The organism is Mesorhizobium sp. P2_E6 (assembly GCF_056403835.1).
The window spans coordinates 659,886-676,438 of record NZ_JBFUEQ010000002.1; the positions used below are offsets into that span (position 1 = coordinate 659,886).

Annotated in this window: 19 protein-coding genes and 1 pseudogene; 9 read left to right on the plus strand and 11 right to left on the minus strand. The window is 64.6% G+C overall.

The window, feature by feature from the left end; translation table 11 throughout:
* Positions 1–83: 83 nt before the first annotated feature.
* The 4 genes from AC1D08_RS07700 to AC1D08_RS07715 are packed head-to-tail and all read left to right on the plus strand — an operon-like array spanning position 84 to position 3,425.
* Positions 84–956: an ABC transporter permease subunit gene (locus AC1D08_RS07700; protein WP_184871729.1), complete on the plus strand. Its 873-nt coding sequence runs from the start codon at positions 84–86 to the stop codon at positions 954–956.
* Positions 953–1,990: a branched-chain amino acid ABC transporter permease gene (locus AC1D08_RS07705; protein ID WP_457152741.1), complete on the plus strand. Its 1,038-nt coding sequence runs from the start codon at positions 953–955 to the stop codon at positions 1,988–1,990. Before AC1D08_RS07700 ends, AC1D08_RS07705 begins: the two co-directional genes overlap by 4 nt.
* Complete coding sequence (locus tag AC1D08_RS07710; RefSeq protein WP_457152742.1) at positions 1,987–2,709, plus strand: ABC transporter ATP-binding protein; 723 nt, start codon at positions 1,987–1,989, stop codon at positions 2,707–2,709. The genes AC1D08_RS07705 and AC1D08_RS07710 overlap by 4 nt, the downstream gene beginning before the upstream one ends.
* Positions 2,706–3,425 (plus strand): ABC transporter ATP-binding protein, encoded by a 720-nt coding sequence (locus tag AC1D08_RS07715; RefSeq protein WP_457152743.1) that lies wholly within the window; start codon positions 2,706–2,708, stop codon positions 3,423–3,425. The genes AC1D08_RS07710 and AC1D08_RS07715 overlap by 4 nt, the downstream gene beginning before the upstream one ends.
* Before the next feature lie 11 nt (positions 3,426–3,436).
* Here the strand turns inward: AC1D08_RS07715 and AC1D08_RS07720 are convergent, their stop codons facing one another.
* Positions 3,437–4,177, minus strand: coding sequence for a FadR/GntR family transcriptional regulator (locus tag AC1D08_RS07720; RefSeq protein ID WP_184871733.1), 741 nt, complete (start codon positions 4,175–4,177; stop codon positions 3,437–3,439).
* A 127-nt stretch (positions 4,178–4,304) separates the two neighbouring features.
* On the opposite strand from AC1D08_RS07720, the gene AC1D08_RS07725 reads away from it, so the two are divergent.
* Complete coding sequence (locus AC1D08_RS07725; protein WP_457152744.1) at positions 4,305–5,210, plus strand: NAD(P)-dependent oxidoreductase; 906 nt, start codon at positions 4,305–4,307, stop codon at positions 5,208–5,210.
* Between the two features lie 11 nt (positions 5,211–5,221).
* Here the strand turns inward: AC1D08_RS07725 and AC1D08_RS07730 are convergent, their stop codons facing one another.
* The 3 genes from AC1D08_RS07730 to AC1D08_RS07740 form a co-directional block, all read right to left on the minus strand.
* The gene (locus AC1D08_RS07730; protein ID WP_457152749.1) at positions 5,222–6,103 is read right to left on the minus strand and encodes an AraC family transcriptional regulator; all 882 of its coding nucleotides are present in this window, start codon (positions 6,101–6,103) and stop codon (positions 5,222–5,224) included.
* A gap of 222 nt (positions 6,104–6,325) precedes the next feature.
* Positions 6,326–6,535 (minus strand): hypothetical protein, encoded by a 210-nt coding sequence (locus AC1D08_RS07735; protein ID WP_457152745.1) that lies wholly within the window; start codon positions 6,533–6,535, stop codon positions 6,326–6,328.
* A gap of 14 nt (positions 6,536–6,549) precedes the next feature.
* Positions 6,550–6,729: a hypothetical protein gene (locus AC1D08_RS07740; protein WP_457152746.1), complete on the minus strand. Its 180-nt coding sequence runs from the start codon at positions 6,727–6,729 to the stop codon at positions 6,550–6,552.
* Positions 6,730–6,827: 98 nt separating this feature from the next.
* On the opposite strand from AC1D08_RS07740, the gene AC1D08_RS07745 reads away from it, so the two are divergent.
* Entirely contained in the window at positions 6,828–7,142 is a 315-nt protein-coding gene (locus AC1D08_RS07745; protein ID WP_477422907.1) for a hypothetical protein, read from the plus strand.
* Position 7,143: 1 nt separating this feature from the next.
* On the opposite strand, the pseudogene AC1D08_RS07750 reads toward AC1D08_RS07745, so the two are convergent.
* Positions 7,144–7,580: pseudogene (locus AC1D08_RS07750) on the minus strand (IS5 family transposase); the annotation flags it as partial.
* A gap of 190 nt (positions 7,581–7,770) precedes the next feature.
* On the opposite strand from AC1D08_RS07750, the gene AC1D08_RS07755 reads away from it, so the two are divergent.
* On the plus strand, positions 7,771–8,301 hold the full coding sequence (locus tag AC1D08_RS07755) for a TetR/AcrR family transcriptional regulator (RefSeq protein WP_457152747.1): 531 nt from the start codon (positions 7,771–7,773) through the stop codon (positions 8,299–8,301).
* A gap of 113 nt (positions 8,302–8,414) precedes the next feature.
* Positions 8,415–9,233, plus strand: coding sequence for an alpha/beta fold hydrolase (locus AC1D08_RS07760; protein WP_271576301.1), 819 nt, complete (start codon positions 8,415–8,417; stop codon positions 9,231–9,233).
* 264 nt (positions 9,234–9,497) lie between these two features.
* On the opposite strand, the gene AC1D08_RS07765 is transcribed toward AC1D08_RS07760, so the two are convergent.
* From AC1D08_RS07765 to AC1D08_RS07780, 4 genes are all read right to left on the minus strand, one after another.
* The gene (locus tag AC1D08_RS07765; protein WP_477422889.1) at positions 9,498–10,211 is read right to left on the minus strand and encodes an SOS response-associated peptidase; all 714 of its coding nucleotides are present in this window, start codon (positions 10,209–10,211) and stop codon (positions 9,498–9,500) included.
* A 290-nt stretch (positions 10,212–10,501) separates the two neighbouring features.
* Positions 10,502–10,720, minus strand: coding sequence for a hypothetical protein (locus AC1D08_RS07770; RefSeq protein WP_457151242.1), 219 nt, complete (start codon positions 10,718–10,720; stop codon positions 10,502–10,504).
* Between the two features lie 314 nt (positions 10,721–11,034).
* The gene (locus AC1D08_RS07775; RefSeq protein WP_457151241.1) at positions 11,035–11,820 is read right to left on the minus strand and encodes a FadR/GntR family transcriptional regulator; all 786 of its coding nucleotides are present in this window, start codon (positions 11,818–11,820) and stop codon (positions 11,035–11,037) included.
* Between the two features lie 7 nt (positions 11,821–11,827).
* The gene (locus tag AC1D08_RS07780; protein WP_457151240.1) at positions 11,828–13,267 is read right to left on the minus strand and encodes an FAD-binding oxidoreductase; all 1,440 of its coding nucleotides are present in this window, start codon (positions 13,265–13,267) and stop codon (positions 11,828–11,830) included.
* A 164-nt stretch (positions 13,268–13,431) separates the two neighbouring features.
* Between AC1D08_RS07780 and gloA the strand changes: the two genes are divergently transcribed.
* Entirely contained in the window at positions 13,432–13,845 is a 414-nt protein-coding gene (gloA, locus tag AC1D08_RS07785) for a lactoylglutathione lyase (protein ID WP_095080570.1), read from the plus strand.
* A gap of 83 nt (positions 13,846–13,928) precedes the next feature.
* Here the strand turns inward: gloA and AC1D08_RS07790 are convergent, their stop codons facing one another.
* Both AC1D08_RS07790 and AC1D08_RS07795 read right to left on the minus strand, forming a co-directional pair.
* Complete coding sequence (locus AC1D08_RS07790; protein ID WP_457151239.1) at positions 13,929–14,897, minus strand: ABC transporter permease; 969 nt, start codon at positions 14,895–14,897, stop codon at positions 13,929–13,931.
* Between the two features lie 153 nt (positions 14,898–15,050).
* Complete coding sequence (locus AC1D08_RS07795; RefSeq protein WP_457151243.1) at positions 15,051–16,553, minus strand: sugar ABC transporter ATP-binding protein; 1,503 nt, start codon at positions 16,551–16,553, stop codon at positions 15,051–15,053.

A 16,553-nucleotide genomic window follows, 5' to 3' on the forward strand; every position in this document is an offset into this window, starting at 1 on the left:
TCATGCCTCTCGGAATGCAGGCAGGGCCGGATCGCCGGCCACCACGTCAACAGCGCCCACCACGTCAACAGCGGAAGCGAGCCGTGGACATCTTCATACAGCAGATCCTCAACGGGCTTTCGATCGCCAGCGTGATTACGCTGATCGCCATCGGCGTCACCCTGATCTTCGGCCTGACCGGCATCATCAACTTCGCCCATGGCGAATTCCTGATGATCGGCGGCATCGTCACCTGGCTTGCGGTCAGCGCCGGCCTCGGCTTCCCGCTGGCGGTGGTGCTGGCGATCCTGGCGGTCGGGCTGATGGGCTACATCCTCGAGCGCGGCCTTTTCCGCTTCACGCTGGAGCGACCGACCAATGGCTTCATCGTCTCGCTCGGCCTCATCGTCGTGCTGCAGCATGTCGTCGTGCTGTTCTGGAACCCCAACCAGAAGAGCATTCCGCGCCCGCTGACCACGGTCTGGGAGGTCGGCGGCGTGCGCATCGCCTCGGTGCGGGTCATGGTCATCGCGATCACCATTGCCGTGGTGGCGCTCAGCTTCCGCATGATCACGGCAAGCCGCTACGGCCGTGCCTTGCGGGCGAGCGTCGAGGACCGCGATACGGCGGCCCTGATGGGCATTCCGGTGCGCCGCTACATCACCGGCGTGTTCGTGCTCGGCAGTGCATTGGCCGGGCTCGGCGGGGCGCTGCTGATCGCGCTGTTTCCGATCACGCCGTTCACCGGCGGCACCATGGTGATGAAGGGCTTTGCCGTGGCGCTGATCGGCGGGCTCGGCAACATCTATGGCGCCGTCGCCGCCGGGCTCATCCTCGGCATCGTCGAAGGCTTCAGCGCCGGCTACGGCTTCTCGCAATGGACCGATGCCTATTCCTTCGCCCTGATGATCCTGGTGCTGATCGTTCGCCCGCACGGCCTGTTCGGCGGCACCAGCGGACCCCGGATGGCGTCATGAAGGAAGGCCTCCACCAGGATCGCGGGGGTTCCACCTTCAAGGCGTTGCGATCGCTGCTGCCGGTGCTGGTCATCCTGGCGCTGATTGCGCTGGTGCCGTTGTTCTCGCCGAGCAACCGCTTCCTGTCGCTGGCGATCTCGGCCGGCATCAATGTGATCGCGCTCTACGGCCTGTCGGTGCTGTTCGGCCAGACCGGCATCCTGTCGATGGGGCACGCGGCGCTGGTCGGCGTCGGCGCCTATGCGGCGGCGATCCTGGCGCGGGACTTTGGCGTCGGGTTTTGGGCAGCACTGCCGGCGGCGGCTTTGGCAAGTGCCGTGTTCGCGATGATCGTCGGCATTCCGTCGCTGCGGGTCGGCGGCCACCATTTTGTCATCATGACCTTTGCCTTCGGGCAGTTGCTGGCCATCGTGCTCACCAATGGCGGCGACTATACGGGTGCGGCGACAGGACTTGACCTCGCCGGCCCGGTCACACTGTTCGGCGCCGATATGAGCGATTTGACGCGCTATTACCTGATGGTGGTGGCCTTCGTGACGGCCGCGGCGGTTGCGAGTTGGGCGATCATCAACTCGTCCTATGGCCGCACGCTGCGGGCCATCCGGGAGAACGAGAAGCTTGCCGCCTCGCTCGGCATCAATGTCGGCCGGCACAAGATCGGCGCCTTCGTCGTCAGCGGCGTCTTTGCCGGCATCTCCGGCGTGCTGCTGGCCTATTTCCTCGGCCACATCTCGCCGTCGCAGTTTTCCTCCTTCCCCAGCATCTACCTGGCGCTGATGGTCATGATCGGCGGCGCCCGCCTGATCGAGGGACCGCTCGCCGGCGGCATCCTGGTCGCCTTCCTGCCGGAAGTGCTCAACCTCGACCCGGTCCAGTCGCGCATCGTTTACGGCGTCTGCCTGATCGCGGTGATCATGCTTTTGCCCGACGGCCTGATCGGCGGCATAGTGCACGCACTTCGTGCAGTGTTGTCGGGCAAGCCGAAACCGGAGACTGGCGAGCGCAACGCGACCCCCTCGGAGGCGCGGCGATGAGCCCGATCCTGGCGATCAGCGGCCTGAGCAAGCAGTTCGGCGGCGTCACCGCACTGGCAGGCGTCGACCTCGCCATCGAAGAGGGTGAAATCCTTGGTGTCGTCGGTCCGAACGGTTCGGGCAAGACCACGCTGTTCAATGTCGTCACCGGCGTGCACCGGCCGAGCGGCGGCACCGTGCTGTTCCGCGGTCAGGACATCACCGGCCTCAAGCCGTATGCCATATCGCGGGCCGGCATCGGCTACACCTTCCAGCAGGCGATGGCCTTTGCCGGACTTGGCGTGCTGGAGAATGTCCGCATCGCCGGCGAGCATGTGGGGACTGGCGGCACCGCCAACCCATGGCCGACGCCGCAGGCGCTGCTCGATTTCGTCGGGCTGAGCGCGGTTGCCAATGAGAAGGCCGGCGTGCTGCCGTTCGGCAGCCTGCGCCTGCTCGGCCTTGCGCTGGCGCTCGCCACGCGGCCGTCGCTGCTCCTGCTTGACGAACCCGCCGCAGGCCTCAACGACCGCGAAACCACCGCTCTAGTAGGTCTCGTCCGCCAGCTTCCCGGCCACGGCATATCCGTCTGCGTCATCGACCACGACATGAAGCTGATGCAGATGCTGTGCCGGCGCCTCGCCGTGCTCGATTTCGGCTCCAAGATCGCCGATGGGCCGACCGAGGCGGTGCTTGCCGATCCCAAGGTGCTGGAAGTCTATCTGGGAGGCGATCTGTGAACCTGCTCGCCGTTTCCGATGTCGTCACCGGCTACGGGCCGACCATCGTCAACCGCGGCGTTTCGCTGACGCTCGGGGCGGGTGAGATCGTCACCATCCTCGGCCCCAACGGCGCCGGCAAGTCGACGCTGCTCAAGGCGATCGCCGGGCTGATCCGGCCGCGCGCCGGCAGCATTTCGTTCGACGGTGCCGAGGTGACCGGGCTTGCCGCCGATGTCATGGCCAGGCGCGGCGTCGTGCTGGTGCCGGAAGGGCGCAAGATCTTCGTCGAGATGAGCGTCGAGGAGAATTTGCGTCTCGGCGCCTATGCGCGCCGTGACGATGCCGCCGTGGAAGCCGATTTCGAAACCATGCTTGCCTTCTTCCCGATCCTTGCCACCAAGCGGCGCGACAAGGGCGGCTCGCTGAGCGGCGGCCAGCAGCAGATGCTGGCCATTGCGCGCGGGCTGATGACGGGGCCGCGCGTGCTGCTGCTCGACGAACCGTCGCTCGGGCTGTCGCCGCTGCTGGTCAAGGAGATCAAGGCGATCATCCTCGGCATCGGCGAGCGCTTCGGCGCTTCTGTGCTGCTGGTCGAGCAGAATGCCGGCCTGGCGCTCTCCGTCGCGTCGCGCGGCTATCTCATGCAGAACGGCCGCATCGTCGTCTCGGGACCCATCGCCGAATTGCGCGACATGTCGCTGATGCGCGAACTCTATCTCGGCGTGGCGGGATGAGCGGCAAGTGCTCAGTCGTGGCTTGCCCTGTCGCGCAACTCCTCGAAGCGGGCATAGCTCTTGGTCAGATGGCTGCGCATGGCGCGCCGTGCCGCGTTGGCATCCCTGGCCTCGATTGCGGCGAGAATGGCGCGGTGCTCGCGCTGCATGCGTGCCAGGTATTTCTCCCGCTCGGGCAGGGTCATCCGGTCGAGCCGTATCCATTGGCGCGGGATCATGGCGCTGCCGAAGGTGTCGAACAGCCGGGTGAAATTGGCGTTCTGCGTCGCCGCGAGAATGGCGCGATGGAAACCGAAATCCTCTTCCGAGCCCGACCCGCCGGCGCGCACCGCCGCCTCCAGCGCGTCCAGCCGCGAACCCATCTGCTCGAGCGCCGCATCGCTTCGCCGCTCGGCGGCAAGCCCGGTCGCCTCGACCTCGATGCCCATGCGCAGTTCGAGCACGCGCAGCACCTCGTCGATCGATTCAAGATCGTCCGGCAGGATGGAAAAGGTCCTCGGCAGCGGATCCTTGGCGACGAAGGCGCCGAGGCCCTGGCGCGTGGTGATCAGGCCACGGGCGCGCAGTGCGGCGAGCGCCTCGCGTACGACTGTGCGGCTGACGCCGGTGGCGGCGACGATCTCCTGCTCGGTCGGCAGGCGCTGACCCGGCGCCAGGTCGCCGGATTCGATCTGCGCGATCAGCGTGTTGACGAGCCCGGTCCGCAGATTGGGCGCTTGCGGTATGGCATCGAAAAGCATGGGCTCCGCCATCGGGGGATACGGCCTCCGGTCCGATTCTTCGGCAACGGCCGATTCTTCTTCAAAGGATTGCATCGACAGGTGCCCGCCGCAAGGTGACGAAATGCGGCCCGCCAACGTGGGCCATTTGGAGGATTGCATGAAAGAACGCATAGGCTTCATTGGTCTGGGCAGCATGGGCGCCGGCATGGCCGACAATCTGCTGCGCAAGGGCTGGCCGCTGGCGGTCTGCGTGCATCGCAGCCGCACCGCCGCCGACCGGCTGATCGCAGCCGGCGCCACCGAAGCGGCAAGCGCGCGCGCGCTCGCCGCCGCCTGCGATGTCGTCATCCTGTGCGTCACCGGTTCGCGCGAGGTCGAAATGCTGGTCAAGGGGCCGGATGGCCTGGCCGCGGCAGGCAAGCCGCTGCTGGTCATCGACTGCTCGACCTCCAATCCATCCTCGACGACAGCGCTTGCGGCTGACCTCGCGGCACTTGGCGTGACGCTGATCGATGCACCGCTGGCGCGCACGCCCAAGGAAGCGGCCGAGGGCAAGCTCGACGTCATGGTCGGCGGCCCAGCCGAGGCGATCGCCCGCGCGCGGCCGGTGCTCGAGGCGTTTGCGGCGCGCGTCGTCCACACCGGCCCGACCGGCAGCGGCCACACGATGAAGCTGCTCAACAATTTCGTCTCGATGGGCTATTCGGCGATCTATTCGGAAGCGCTGACGCTCGGCGCCAAGGCCGGGCTGACGCCGCAGGTCTTCAACAGCGTCATTTCGGGCAGCCGCATGGATTGCGGTTTCTACCAGGCCTTCTTCGATTTCGTGCTGACCCGCAACGAGAACGCCCAGCGTTTCGCCATCGTCAATGCGCTCAAGGACATGACCTATCTCGCCTCTTTCGCCCAGGCCGCCGATGTCGCCAACCCGATCGGTGCGGCGGTGCGCAACGGCTTTGCCACCGCGGTCGCGACCGGCCATGGCAAGAAGTTCGTGCCGGCGCTGTCGGATATCATCGCCGGCCTGAACGGTGTCTCGCTGGTGGAGCCGCCGGAGATGTGATGGGAGCGGTTCTATTTCAGCGGCAGGAATAGCTCCGCGACCGTCTCATGCTCCGGCACCTCCGGGACGAAGCTCAGCCGCTGGCAATAGATCGGGAAGTCGCGCGCTTCCTCGCCGCTGGCCGGCAGCCAGTCGCGATAGAGGTAGAGTGCGGCAGGCTCCAGATTGTGGGTGTTGCCGACGACACGCAGCACCGCGCAGCGTCCGCCGGGGATCACGCCCGCCTTCATGTGTTCGTCGTTCGCCTCGATCGGTTGGCTGGTCCCGACACAAAGGTCCACGCTGTAATCGGCAGGCGACGCAGGACGCCTCTCGGAACGCCAGACATTGAAGGTCGGACTTGTCCTGGGATGCAGGCCGGCGGCCTTGCGCCAGGCGATGAACCGCTGGATGGTGGCGCCGAGCATCGCAGGGTCGCCCCGATGCTGCATGATCGCCACCGGCGTCGGGGCCACATCGCGGATCGTCACGTCGTCGGTGGTAAAAGTCTTCTGCATGAGCTTGCTCCTGGCGTTGTCGAGAGGCCCGAAGGCCGCAAGCCACGGCTCCCATTCGGGAGACTTCCGGAACGACGACGGCGATTGCCCGAACCGTTGCCGAAAGGCGCGGGCGAAGGCATCCGGTGCGTCGTAACCGGCATCCATCGCTATGTCCGTGACGCTTTGGGCATCCGTGTAGGCCAGCCGGTACGAAGCGCGCTTCATGCGGGCGAGCTGGACATAGCGATGCACGGACAAGCCGAAGGTGGACATGAACTGCCGGTGGAAATGGTATTTCGAGAACGCCGCGACGCCGCTCAGTGCTTCCAGACCCAGATCGTCGTCGAGATGCCGGTCTATGTGGTCCAGCACCCGCTGCATCCGGGCATGGTAGTTTTCAAGTGCCGCCTTCACCGTCTCGTCCTCCGTGGCGACATCAGCTAGGCCCTTCGGGATATGGCGCGCTCGACCGATCTTGCGATTTGGCATGGATCAACAGGCGCCTGCCAGCAACGGCCTACGGGCAAGCCCGATCTGAAGTTGAACGGCGCCAAGCGGAAGAGCGCTGCTATCGCCGGCTTCGACTCGTCCCAATTCAAATAAGCGGCATTCACCCTGCCAGGCGCGTCATGGCGATCACACGACTATGGGCGGCGTAGGGTCGTAGCTGATCGCCACCAGCCCCGGATACCTATGGGCGAGAGCGAGGATTTGGGTCTCAAGCTCGCAGTTGTAGGCCATCAGCGCCTTCACGGTCTCAAGCGGGCTTTCGTAGCGGGCTATGAGCTTCTCCGCTTCGGCGTGCAACTCCGCTTTGGATTCAGCGTCCAGGTGCATCGTGGCCATTTGCGGTCCCTCCCCTAGCTGCTCGCTCTGCGCGGGGCCGAGAGCGCGTCGAGCCGCTCTTGAAGGTGCCCGTTGAGCACGATCATTTCCTTGAGCGCCTTCATCACGTCGCCCTTGTAGACTGCGATGAAGTCCTCGGCATGGGCCTGGAGGGCGGCCTCCTGACGGCTGTTGAGTGTGACAATGCGATCCACGGCAATTCCTCCAAACGCTGCATGGCCAGTGAACAAAAAGGGAACGAAAATGTCAAGAGCGAATTGACTCGGCGAGGAATAGGTTCCTATTTTTGGCCATGCCGGAACAGAGCAGACGACCGCGCCGCCTTGAGCAGACCTTGTGCCGAGCGCATGAGGTCGGGCAGCTGATCCGCGTCCGCTGCATCAACTGCAACATCACCCGCCACTACCTGCCGGGGGACCTCGCCAAGCTCGTCGGGGACATTCCGTTTTGGGACGTGGCCCGGCACATGCGTTGCGAGCGGTGCAAACGCCGCGAGCTCGACGTGGATATCCTGCTGCCAAGCGCATTGGAGGGCATGAAGATACGCGTGAGGCGGCTTGTTGAAATCCGCATGGTGCGGCGGGTGATCTGGAAGGATGACAGCTAGCCTAGGCGGCGTGGACAAATTTGAGCCAGTATCTGGCGGTGGCGAGATGGACCATTCCGAGGAAACTGCTGGCCAAGTTGGTCGTAGCGGGTGGCGATGGCGCGGTTGACCTTCAGCTGACCGAACATGCGTTCGATGCGATTACGCTGCTTGTAGAGCGCGGTCATGCTCGATTTTTACGCGACGATTTGAGCGACCTGGAATGACGGCCTCGATCTTCCGATCGGCAAGGTCGGCACGAATGGCCTCGGCATCGTATCCCTTGTCTGCGAGCAGGGCGTCGGGCGTGCGCTCGGGCAAGCCGATTAATGCATCATACGCCTTGCAGTCTGTCGCTTCGCTGCTGGTTAGGATGAAAGCGAGCGGTCGTCCGAGGGCGTCAGCCAGGCAGTGAAGCTTACTGGTGAACCCGCCCCGCGAGCAGCCAAGAGCGCGTTGGACGGCGTCAACGGCATGCCTCGTCTATCCGGTAGTTTCAGCGGCTGGAGACGCAGTTCAACCGGACGAACCGATGCCCACACCAAAAAACTGCTTGACGATAATAAGACGACCGGTCATATATTAACCCATGCCTAGACCAGCCAATCCTGAAACGCGATCGCGCCTCCTGGAAAAAGGGGGAGACCTTGTGAGCACCCGCGGCTTCAACGCCACGGGCGTGCAGGAGATCACCGCGGCAGCCGGCGTGCCCAAGGGTTCGTTCTATAATTACTTCGACAGCAAGGAAGCCTTCGCCGTCGCCGTATTGACCGAATATTGGGAGGCGGTTGTCGCTGAGTATGGGGCCATTTTGAATCAACGCCGGACGCCGCCCTTGTCGCGCATCGCGCGCTATTTCGCCGGGCTTGCCGAGTTTCACGAGCGCCGCCGTTACGCGGTCGGCTGCCTGATCGGGAACATGGCACTGGAGGTCACGCCGACGAGCGAGGATGTGCGGATCAAGCTTGCGGCGATCTATCGCGAGTGGTCGGCCGCGCTCGCCTCATGCTTGCGGGAAGCGCAGGAGAAAGGGGAATTGTCGGCCGGAAAGGATCCAGGGCAGCTTGCCGTCGCGCTGATTGACACGTTCGAAGGGGCGGTCATGCGGGCCAAGGTCGAACGTAGCCGGGCGCCCTTCGACAGCTTCGAGCGCTTTGTTTTGCCCTCTCTGCTGAGTTAAACATTTTGACCAATTAATAGACGACTGGTCGTCTTAGTTTACCGGATCATCGCTGGAACGCCGCGCCAGCGAGCGATGACTCTCATCCGCGGCTAATCTAAAGGAGCTGAACAATGCCCACGATCACTACCACAGACGGCGTAAACATCTTCTACAAGGACTGGGGCTCAGGCCAGCCGATCGTTTTCAGCCACGGCTGGCCGCTGACAGCGGACGACTGGGACGCCCAGATGACCTTCTTCCTTCGCCACGGCTATCGGGTGATCGCCCACGACCGGCGCGGCCACGGCCGGTCCGACCAGCCCAGCACTGGCAACGACATGGACCACTGGGTTGCCGACCTCGCGGCCCTGACTGAACACCTCAACCTGCGCGACGCGATCCACATCGGCCACTCCACAGGTGGCGGTGAGGTGGCGCGCTATGTCGCTCGCCACCAGGAACGCGTCGCGAAGGCGGCGCTGGTCGCTTCATTGACGCCGAACATGTACCGGAGCGAGGACAACCCGTCCGGTCAACCGCCGGAGTGGTTCGAAGCGATCCGGGCAGGCGTGCTGGGCAACCGGTCGGAGTTCTACCGTTTCGTCCCTGAGAATCCGTTCTACGGCTACAACCTGGATGGGGCGAAGCCTTCGGAGGCGATCATTGCGAACTGGTGGCGCCAAGGCATGGCCGGCGGTGCCCTCGCTCATTACGCGACTGTCGACTCTTGGCTCGAAGATTATACCGAAGACCTCAAGAAGATCACCGTGCCGGTGCTGGTGATGCATGGCGAGGCTGATCAAGTCGTTCCGTTCGCAAGTTCCGTGCCGCGTGCGGTCGACCTGCTTAAGAACGGGTCGCTGAAGACTTATCCCGGCTATCCCCATGGCATGCTCACCACGCATGCGGATGTCCTCAACCCCGACCTGCTCTCGTTCATCAGGTCTTGACGACATCTCTCATCCATTATCGCCTATGGTAGACATTTGGGAGTGTATATTGAGGAGGGTTCGGGTTTCGCCGTAGTGACGAAGGAACGAACAAGAAGCTCAAACCCTCCTCGAAAATTCATCGGCCAAGGTCCCGATCGAAGCGGCGGCCTTGGCAGCGTTGCTCGGCCTTGAGGTCCACTCCGTCGTCGGCCTCGCGCCTCGCCCCTGCCGGCCCAGGGGGCGCTGGGGGCCACGGTGGTATGCGGAATTTGTCCACACCGCCTAGAACAGTGAGCCCTGAGCCGGAGCCTGCGGTGCCTGCTGCGGAAACTTGATCTGCGTGGCCGGCTTCTTGACAATCACCAGGGCATCGTCCGGGGCCGTGCGCTGCAGCCGCTTCGCTTCCGACCAAGGCGCTGTCAGCCACGTCTCGGTTTCCTCCTGCGTCCTCAGGATCACCGGCATGGCTTTTTCGTGGATGGGCTTGATGAGGGCGTTCGGCGCGGTCGTCATGAAACCGTAAAGCTCGAAGTCGCCGGGACCGTCCTTGACCTTGCGTACCCCATGCCATGGCGTCCAGAGGCCAGCGAAGAAGAACAGCGGGCGGTCCTCATTGAGCGCGAACCAATAGTTCCGCTGGATGCCCGTCTCGGGGTCCTTGTCGCCGGGCGTCGGGCTCGGTTCCGCGAAGCTCGTCACGGGGACCACGCAGCGGTTCTCGACACCGACATATTGCTGCCAATGGCCATACTGTGGATTGCGTATGTTGGTGGTGCCGTAGTCGGCCTTCCCCTTCATCCGCTCGGCGGGTGTCGGCATGCCCCACAGCAGGTTGGCAAGCTCCCGCTCTCCGTCCAGCGCGTTGCGCACCACCGGGCCGGGTTGGTTGGGATAGATGTCAATGGACGGCTCAAGGTTGCCCAAGATGTCCCGCAAGGTTCGGGTCCATTGGCGGACGGCTTCTTGCGACGTGGTGATGTTGTAGAGGTTGCACATGGCCGCACTCTGCCGTGAGAGCACTCTGCCGACCAGTCGAAAAATTCGAACCCAGCGACCGGCAGCAAATGTCGATGGAAGAGTGGACGGCAAGGTTCGCGCCGAAAGCCAACTGACCGCTTTCGCTATCAGCATCTTGCTGCGCCCTCGCAGTGCTCGCCGGGTCGCGGTCGGGCCACTCGCGCTCGTAACCCGGCTTCGAGCCGAGATAGCCGATCGCATTGTTCACTGAAATGGAAAAGCCCAGCGCGGTGGCTGGCTGTCCAAAGTACTCCGAACCGGAATAGTTTTCAGTTACGGTTCGGCGGCTTGTAGCTCTCCCATCGCGATAGACGGGTCTCGATGTCGAAGCGGGACGCCTCGAAGTTGGTGCCGGTGTTATCCTTGTTTTTGCCGTCGATCAGCCGATACAGCTCCTCGTTCTCGACATCGTCGACAGGGTGGGTCGATCGCACCACCCGCAGCCATAGCGATTGTGCTCGATCGCAAACGTCCTTGACCCGGATCATTTCTTCCTCCCGTCAGTCTCCGTGCTGCTCGAGGTTTCACCGCACACGCGGTGGCCGGGCCCGCCCGGGGCTCGGTCGGTGCGCTCAAGTTGCTCCTGATCTGTCATCCCGTCAATGTCATCGCATCCAGTCAGGTCACCGACATCATCAGTCGCGAGGCAAGGCAAAGCTCCGAAGCACGTGAGCCCGCCGCGTCGAAGCAGCAAACGCCGCTTCGATCCCGCAGATGTCGCACACCATGTTTTCGTTAAATGGCTAGACATGAAACAATCCGATAGAGCCGCCATAGCTCTCCAAGGTGCAGGAGGGCGATCTCATCCCGCTGCTTGCCCGCGGATAGCCTTCCTCAGTCTCGAGTGCCGCACCGGAGTTGGTGCCTCGGCAACCGCCTCACCATCATGCAGCCCAACCCGCAGCGCCGCGCCCGCCAGGTGGTCGCGCATGGCTGTCTGCGCCGCCTCGGCGTCGCCGGCGCGGATGGCGGCCAGGATGCGCTCGTGCTCGCCGAGCGTGATGCGGGCCATGTCGTCCGATTTCTGCTGGTTGCCGGCGGCAAGGATGCTTTCGCGCACCCGCTCGGACACGAAGACCAGGAACTGGCCCATATAGGCGTTGCGCGTCGCCTCGGCGACGGTGCGGTGGAACTCGAGGTCGCTGCGCAGCCAGGCGACGCTGCCATAGGGGGCCGCGCGCATGCCGGCCAGCGCATCGCCCATCGCGGTGAGATCGGCTTCGGTGCGCCGCCTTGCGGCAAGGGCTGCGGCCTGCACCTCGAGGATGCCGCGCAGTTCGAACAGGTTGCGGAAGGAGTCGGCGCGCTGCAGCGCCTCATAGTCGATGGTCAGCACCGTCGGGTTGGTGCTCTCCACCACGAAGGCGCCGCGCCCCTGCTGCGACCAGATGCGGCCTTCCGAGCGCAGCCGGGCGATCGCCTCGCGCACGACGTTGCGGCTGACGCCGAAGGTGGTCGCCAGCGCCTGCTCGGTCGGCAGCTGGTCACCGGGCTTCAGGCGCCCCTGCGCGATCTCGCGCGAGATGGAACTCGCAACCAGGGTTGAGAGGTGCGGACCGCGATTGACCTTGTCGAGCTTCAGCGTCATCGCTCACCTATAGACCATGATTGGCCTTGCTTGCCAGAATGCGGCCATTGCTCAGGATATGGCGCGGATCGAAGGCTTGCTTTATGCCCGCCGCCAGATCAAGCGTCACCGGATCGATCCGGTCGAGGAACGCCTTCTGCTTGACCCGGCCGATGCCGTGCTCAGCGCTGATCGAGCCGCCATAGCGGTCGACGACGGCAAAGATCTCGGCTTCCGCCTCTTCGAACAGTTGCTCCACCGCTTGCGGTTCCATGCCTTCCGGCGGCACGACGTTCAAATGGATGTTGCCGTCGCCAACATGGCCGTAGGTGACGGCGAGCGCGTCGGGCCGGGCGCGCTGCAATTCGAAGAGCGCGTCGGTGACGAAATCGGCGAGTTTCGAGATCGGCACCGAGACGTCGGTGCGCAGATAGCGGCCGCCCCTGCCCTGCCGCTCGACCATGATCTCGCGATAGAGCCACAGCCGCTCGGCCTGCGCCCGGGTCGATGCGACGATGCCGTCCTCGACGATGTCGGCGACGCCGCCGAGAAAACCCATGAGCATGGCGGACAGGTCGATCAGCCCGCCGGAGGAAACCTCGATCAGCACATAGGCCGGATAGGCTTTTGCCAGCGGATCGGCAAAATCAGCGCCCTCGCGCATGGTGATCTCGATGCCCTGGCGCAGGATCAGTTCGAAGGCGGTGAGCAGATCGCTGCAGTCGCGCCGCGCCCGCGCATAGAGCGCCATGGCGTCCTCGACCGAGCGCAGGCCGACCAGCGCCGTCTCGATCTGCGTCGGCTTGGGAAAGAGTTTCAGCGCGGCTGCGGTGACGATGCCGAGCGTGCCTTCCGAGCCGATGAAGATCTGCTTGAGGTCATAGCCGCGATTGTCCTTGCGCAGCACCTTCAGCCCGTTCCAGATCCGGCCATCGGCCAGCACCACTTCGAGGCCGAGCACCAGGTCGCGCGTCATGCCGTAGCGCAGCACGTTGAAGCCACCGGCATTGGTGGCGACGTTGCCGCCGATGCGGCAGCTTCCCTGCGCCCCGAAGGTGATCGGCAGCAGGCAGTCGCACTCTGCGGCGGCGCGCTTGGCATCCTCGAGGATACAGCCGGCCTCGACCACCATGGCGAAGTCGATCGGGCTGATCGAGCGGATCCGGTTCATGCGCTCCAGCGAGATGACGATCTCGCCGCCATCGGCGGCGACCGCAGCACCCACGAGGCCGGTCAGGCCGCCTTGCGGCACGACCGGGATGCGCTCCGCATGGCAATGCCGCATCAGCGCCGACATCTCCTTGACCGAGGCCGGACGCGCAACCGCCAGCGGGCGGCCGAAATGGTCGCCCGACCAGTCGCGGCTGTAGCGCGCCAGATCTTCGTCGCTGGTCAGCAAGCCGCCATCCGGCAGCACGCCGGCCAGGGCCGATAGCAGCGATGCGGAAATGGGCGGCACGACATTCATGACCTGGCTCTGGACCCTCTGGGAAAACGACTGGACAACCACCTTGCTTGTCGTGTTATCATACAACCCTGATTTAGAACATCAAGCGAGGCCGCCATACTCCTGCCAGCTGTTTGATGTGGACGGTCAGACCAGCCAATCACCAAATTCGGAGGACTTTCCCAATGAGCGACGCCCCGGGCTTTCGCTATATGCACACCATGATCAGGGTGCTCGACCTCGACAAGTCGATCGCCTTCTACACCGAGGTCCTCGGCATGACCTTGCTGCGCCGGGAGGACTATCCCGGCGGCAAGTTCACCAACGCCTTTGTCGGCTATGGGCCGGAGGACAAGGAAGCCGTTGTCGAGCTGACGCTGAACTGGGGGCGCGAAGAGCCCTACGAGATCGGCACTGGCTTCGGCCACCTGGCGCTCGGCGTCAACGACATCTACGCCGTCTGCGCCGAACTGGAAAAGCGCGGTGCCAAGATTCCGCGCAAGCCCGGGCCGATGCAGCACGGCACCACCCATATCGCTTTCGTCGAGGACCCGGACGGCTACAAGATCGAGCTGATCGGCCTCGACACGATGCAATGATCTGAGCAGGCGGGGCCGCATCGCGCCTTTGATGCGACCCCGTCCGGTCCGCGCTTGCTTGGGAGGCGGTGCGGAAGGATCTGTCACTTGATGACCGCGATCTTGCTGCGGTCGATGGTGATGGCGACGGCGGCGATGAGCACCGCGCCGAACACCATGTTTTCCAGGAAGATGTTGACGCCGACGAAGGTCATGCCGATGCGCACGATCGAGATGATCAGCGCGCCGACCGCCGTGCGGGCGACGCCGCCCAGCCCGCCGGTGATGGCGGTGCCGCCGACGATGACGGCGGCAATGGCCGGCAGCAGCAGCTGGTTGGCAAGGACCGGCGAGCCGCTCGACAGTCGCGCCGCCAAGACCACGCCGGCGATTGCGGCCAGCATGCCGGAGGCGGCGAAGGCGATGATCTTGGTGCGGTCGACATTGATGCCCGCCGCCCAGGCGGCCGGCTCGCCGGCACCGACGGCGATCGCCTGGCGGCCAAAGCGCGTGTAGCGCAGCGCCAGAAAACTGGCGATGCCGATGACCGCCGAAATCAGCACCACCACCGGCAGGCCGGCGACGGTGGCGTTGATCCAGGCGGTGTTTTCGCGGCCGCCTTCCTCGATGGTGATGGCGCGGCCGTCGGACACCCACAGCGCGATGCCGGTGACCACGCCGCCGGTGGCGAGCGTCGCCACGAACGAGGGGACGCGCAGCTTGACATGGACGATGCCGCTCAAGGTGCCGAAGGCGAGCCCGGACAGGATCGCCACCGGAAAGGCGGCAAGGCCGAGCGAAGGCAGCAGCTGCGCCAGGATGACGCTGGCCAGCGAGGCGACCGCCTGGATCGATAGGTCGATGCCGCCGAGCAGGATGGCGAAGGTGACGCCGGTCGCCAGGATGAACAGCACGGCGGTGTTGGCGAACAAAAGCGCCACGGTCTCGCCGGTGAGAAAGCCGGGCGCGGCGATCTCGATGATCAGAAGCAGGGCGACAAGCAGGACCAGCGGAATGGCGCCTTGCGTCCACTTGCCTTCGAAGATGCGCCGCAGCGAAAAAGCTTCATTCATCGCAGGGCTCCCAAGACCGTTTCGAAAGTCGCTCTCGCGAGTCATATGATGGTGGTTTCGAGAACCGGAGCGCAGCGGACGTTGGTCCGTGAGCACCGGAAGCGCAGAAAACGCCTTCAGATGGCCGCGGGAGCAGAGTTTCCAAACGGTCTCTCATACCATCGCCCGCAACAGTTCGACCTGGTTCGGCTTGTTGCCCGGGCTGGCGTCGAAACGCGCGGTGATCTCGCCGTCGCGCATCACCAGCACCTGGTGCGACAGGCCGATGGTTTCCTCCAGTGTGTCGGATATCAAAAGGATCGCCACGCCTTGCGCGGAGAGGTCGCGGACCAGTTCGTAGACCTCCTCCTTGGCGCCGACATCGAGCCCGCGCGTCGGATGGTCGAGCACGAGGATGCGCGAGCCCGCCGTCATCCAGCGCGCCAGCACCACCTTTTGCTGGTTGCCGCCGCTGAGCTTGCGGCAGGCGGCATCGGGGCCCGGCGCCTTGATGCGCAGCCGCTTGATCCAGTCGGCGGCGAGCCGGCGCTCCTTGCCATAGTCGAACGCACCATGGCGCATGACGCTCGACAGGTCGGCCAGCGAAATGTTCTCCGCGATCGACAGGAACATCACCAGCCCTTCGAGCCTGCGCTCGCGCGGCACATAGCCGATACCCCTGCGCACAGCCGGTTCCGGCGAACCGAAACGCACCGCGTCGCCGGCGATTTTCATTTCACCGGCATCGTGCTGGAGGAAGCCGCCGATGGTGCGCGTCACCTCCTCGCGGCCGGAACCGACGACACCGGCGATGCCGACGATCTCGCCGGCCCTGATCTTGAGATCGACGCCGTGATAGGCGCCGTTTGCGCCCAAGCCCTTTGCCTCGACCATGACCGTTTCGCGCGGCGCCTGCTGGCGGGCCTCGCGGTAATATTCCGCCTGCAGCCCGCGCCCGACCATGATTTCGTGCAGCTCCGGCGCGGTGACATCGGCCGCGCGATGCTCGGCGACGACCGCACCGTCCTTCATCGTGTAGACGCGGTCCGAGATCGCAAGCACCTCGTCGAGACGGTGCGAGACGAAGACGAAGCTGGCACGGGATTTGAGCGAGCGCACGCGGGCGAACAGCACCTCGATATCGGCGGCGTTGAGCACCGAGGTCGGCTCGTCGAGCAGGATGAGCAGCTGCCGCTCGACCACTTCCTCGAGCGTCAGCGCCTTGGCCAGCTCGACCATCTGGCGCGCGGCGAAGGTGAGCTCGGAGGTGCGCGCGGTGACGTCGATGTCGATGCCGATCTTGGCCAGTTGCCGGCGCGCCGCCGCGTTCATGGCGCGCCAGTTGACGATGCCGAAGCGGGTGAAGCGGTCTTCCTCGCCGAGATATATGTTTTCGGCGACCGTCAGATTGAGCACCAGCGACTGTTCCTGGAACACCATGCCGATGCCATGCCGGGCCGCGTCGCGCGGACTGCGCATGCGCAGCTGCTCGCCGTCGAGGGTGAGGCTGCCGCCGTCCGGCCGGTAGCTGCCGGCCAGCACCCGCATCAGCGTCGACTTGCCGGCGCCGTTCTCGCCGATCAGCCCGACCACTTCGTTCGGCCGGACCTCGATCGAGACATCGCGCAGGGCCTGGACGCCAGGGAAATTCTTGATGATGCCGGAAGCGCTCAGCAT

Coding starts and splice junctions, on each gene's coding strand:
- AC1D08_RS07705 (WP_457152741.1), top strand. CDS start 953: ATGAAGGAAGGCCTCCACCAGGATCGCGGGGGTTCCACCTTCAAGGCG.
- AC1D08_RS07710 (WP_457152742.1), top strand. CDS start 1,987: ATGAGCCCGATCCTGGCGATCAGCGGCCTGAGCAAGCAGTTCGGCGGC.
- AC1D08_RS07720 (WP_184871733.1), bottom strand. CDS start 4,177: ATGGCGGAGCCCATGCTTTTCGATGCCATACCGCAAGCGCCCAATCTG.
- AC1D08_RS07725 (WP_457152744.1), top strand. CDS start 4,305: ATGAAAGAACGCATAGGCTTCATTGGTCTGGGCAGCATGGGCGCCGGC.
- AC1D08_RS07735 (WP_457152745.1), bottom strand. CDS start 6,535: ATGGCCACGATGCACCTGGACGCTGAATCCAAAGCGGAGTTGCACGCC.
- AC1D08_RS07745 (WP_477422907.1), top strand. CDS start 6,828: ATGCCGGAACAGAGCAGACGACCGCGCCGCCTTGAGCAGACCTTGTGC.
- AC1D08_RS07760 (WP_271576301.1), top strand. CDS start 8,415: ATGCCCACGATCACTACCACAGACGGCGTAAACATCTTCTACAAGGAC.
- AC1D08_RS07765 (WP_477422889.1), bottom strand. CDS start 10,211: ATGTGCAACCTCTACAACATCACCACGTCGCAAGAAGCCGTCCGCCAA.
- AC1D08_RS07770 (WP_457151242.1), bottom strand. CDS start 10,720: ATGATCCGGGTCAAGGACGTTTGCGATCGAGCACAATCGCTATGGCTG.
- AC1D08_RS07775 (WP_457151241.1), bottom strand. CDS start 11,820: ATGACGCTGAAGCTCGACAAGGTCAATCGCGGTCCGCACCTCTCAACC.
- AC1D08_RS07780 (WP_457151240.1), bottom strand. CDS start 13,267: ATGAATGTCGTGCCGCCCATTTCCGCATCGCTGCTATCGGCCCTGGCC.
- gloA (WP_095080570.1), top strand. CDS start 13,432: ATGAGCGACGCCCCGGGCTTTCGCTATATGCACACCATGATCAGGGTG.
- AC1D08_RS07790 (WP_457151239.1), bottom strand. CDS start 14,897: ATGAATGAAGCTTTTTCGCTGCGGCGCATCTTCGAAGGCAAGTGGACG.
- AC1D08_RS07795 (WP_457151243.1), bottom strand. CDS start 16,553: ATGCTGAGCGCTTCCGGCATCATCAAGAATTTCCCTGGCGTCCAGGCC.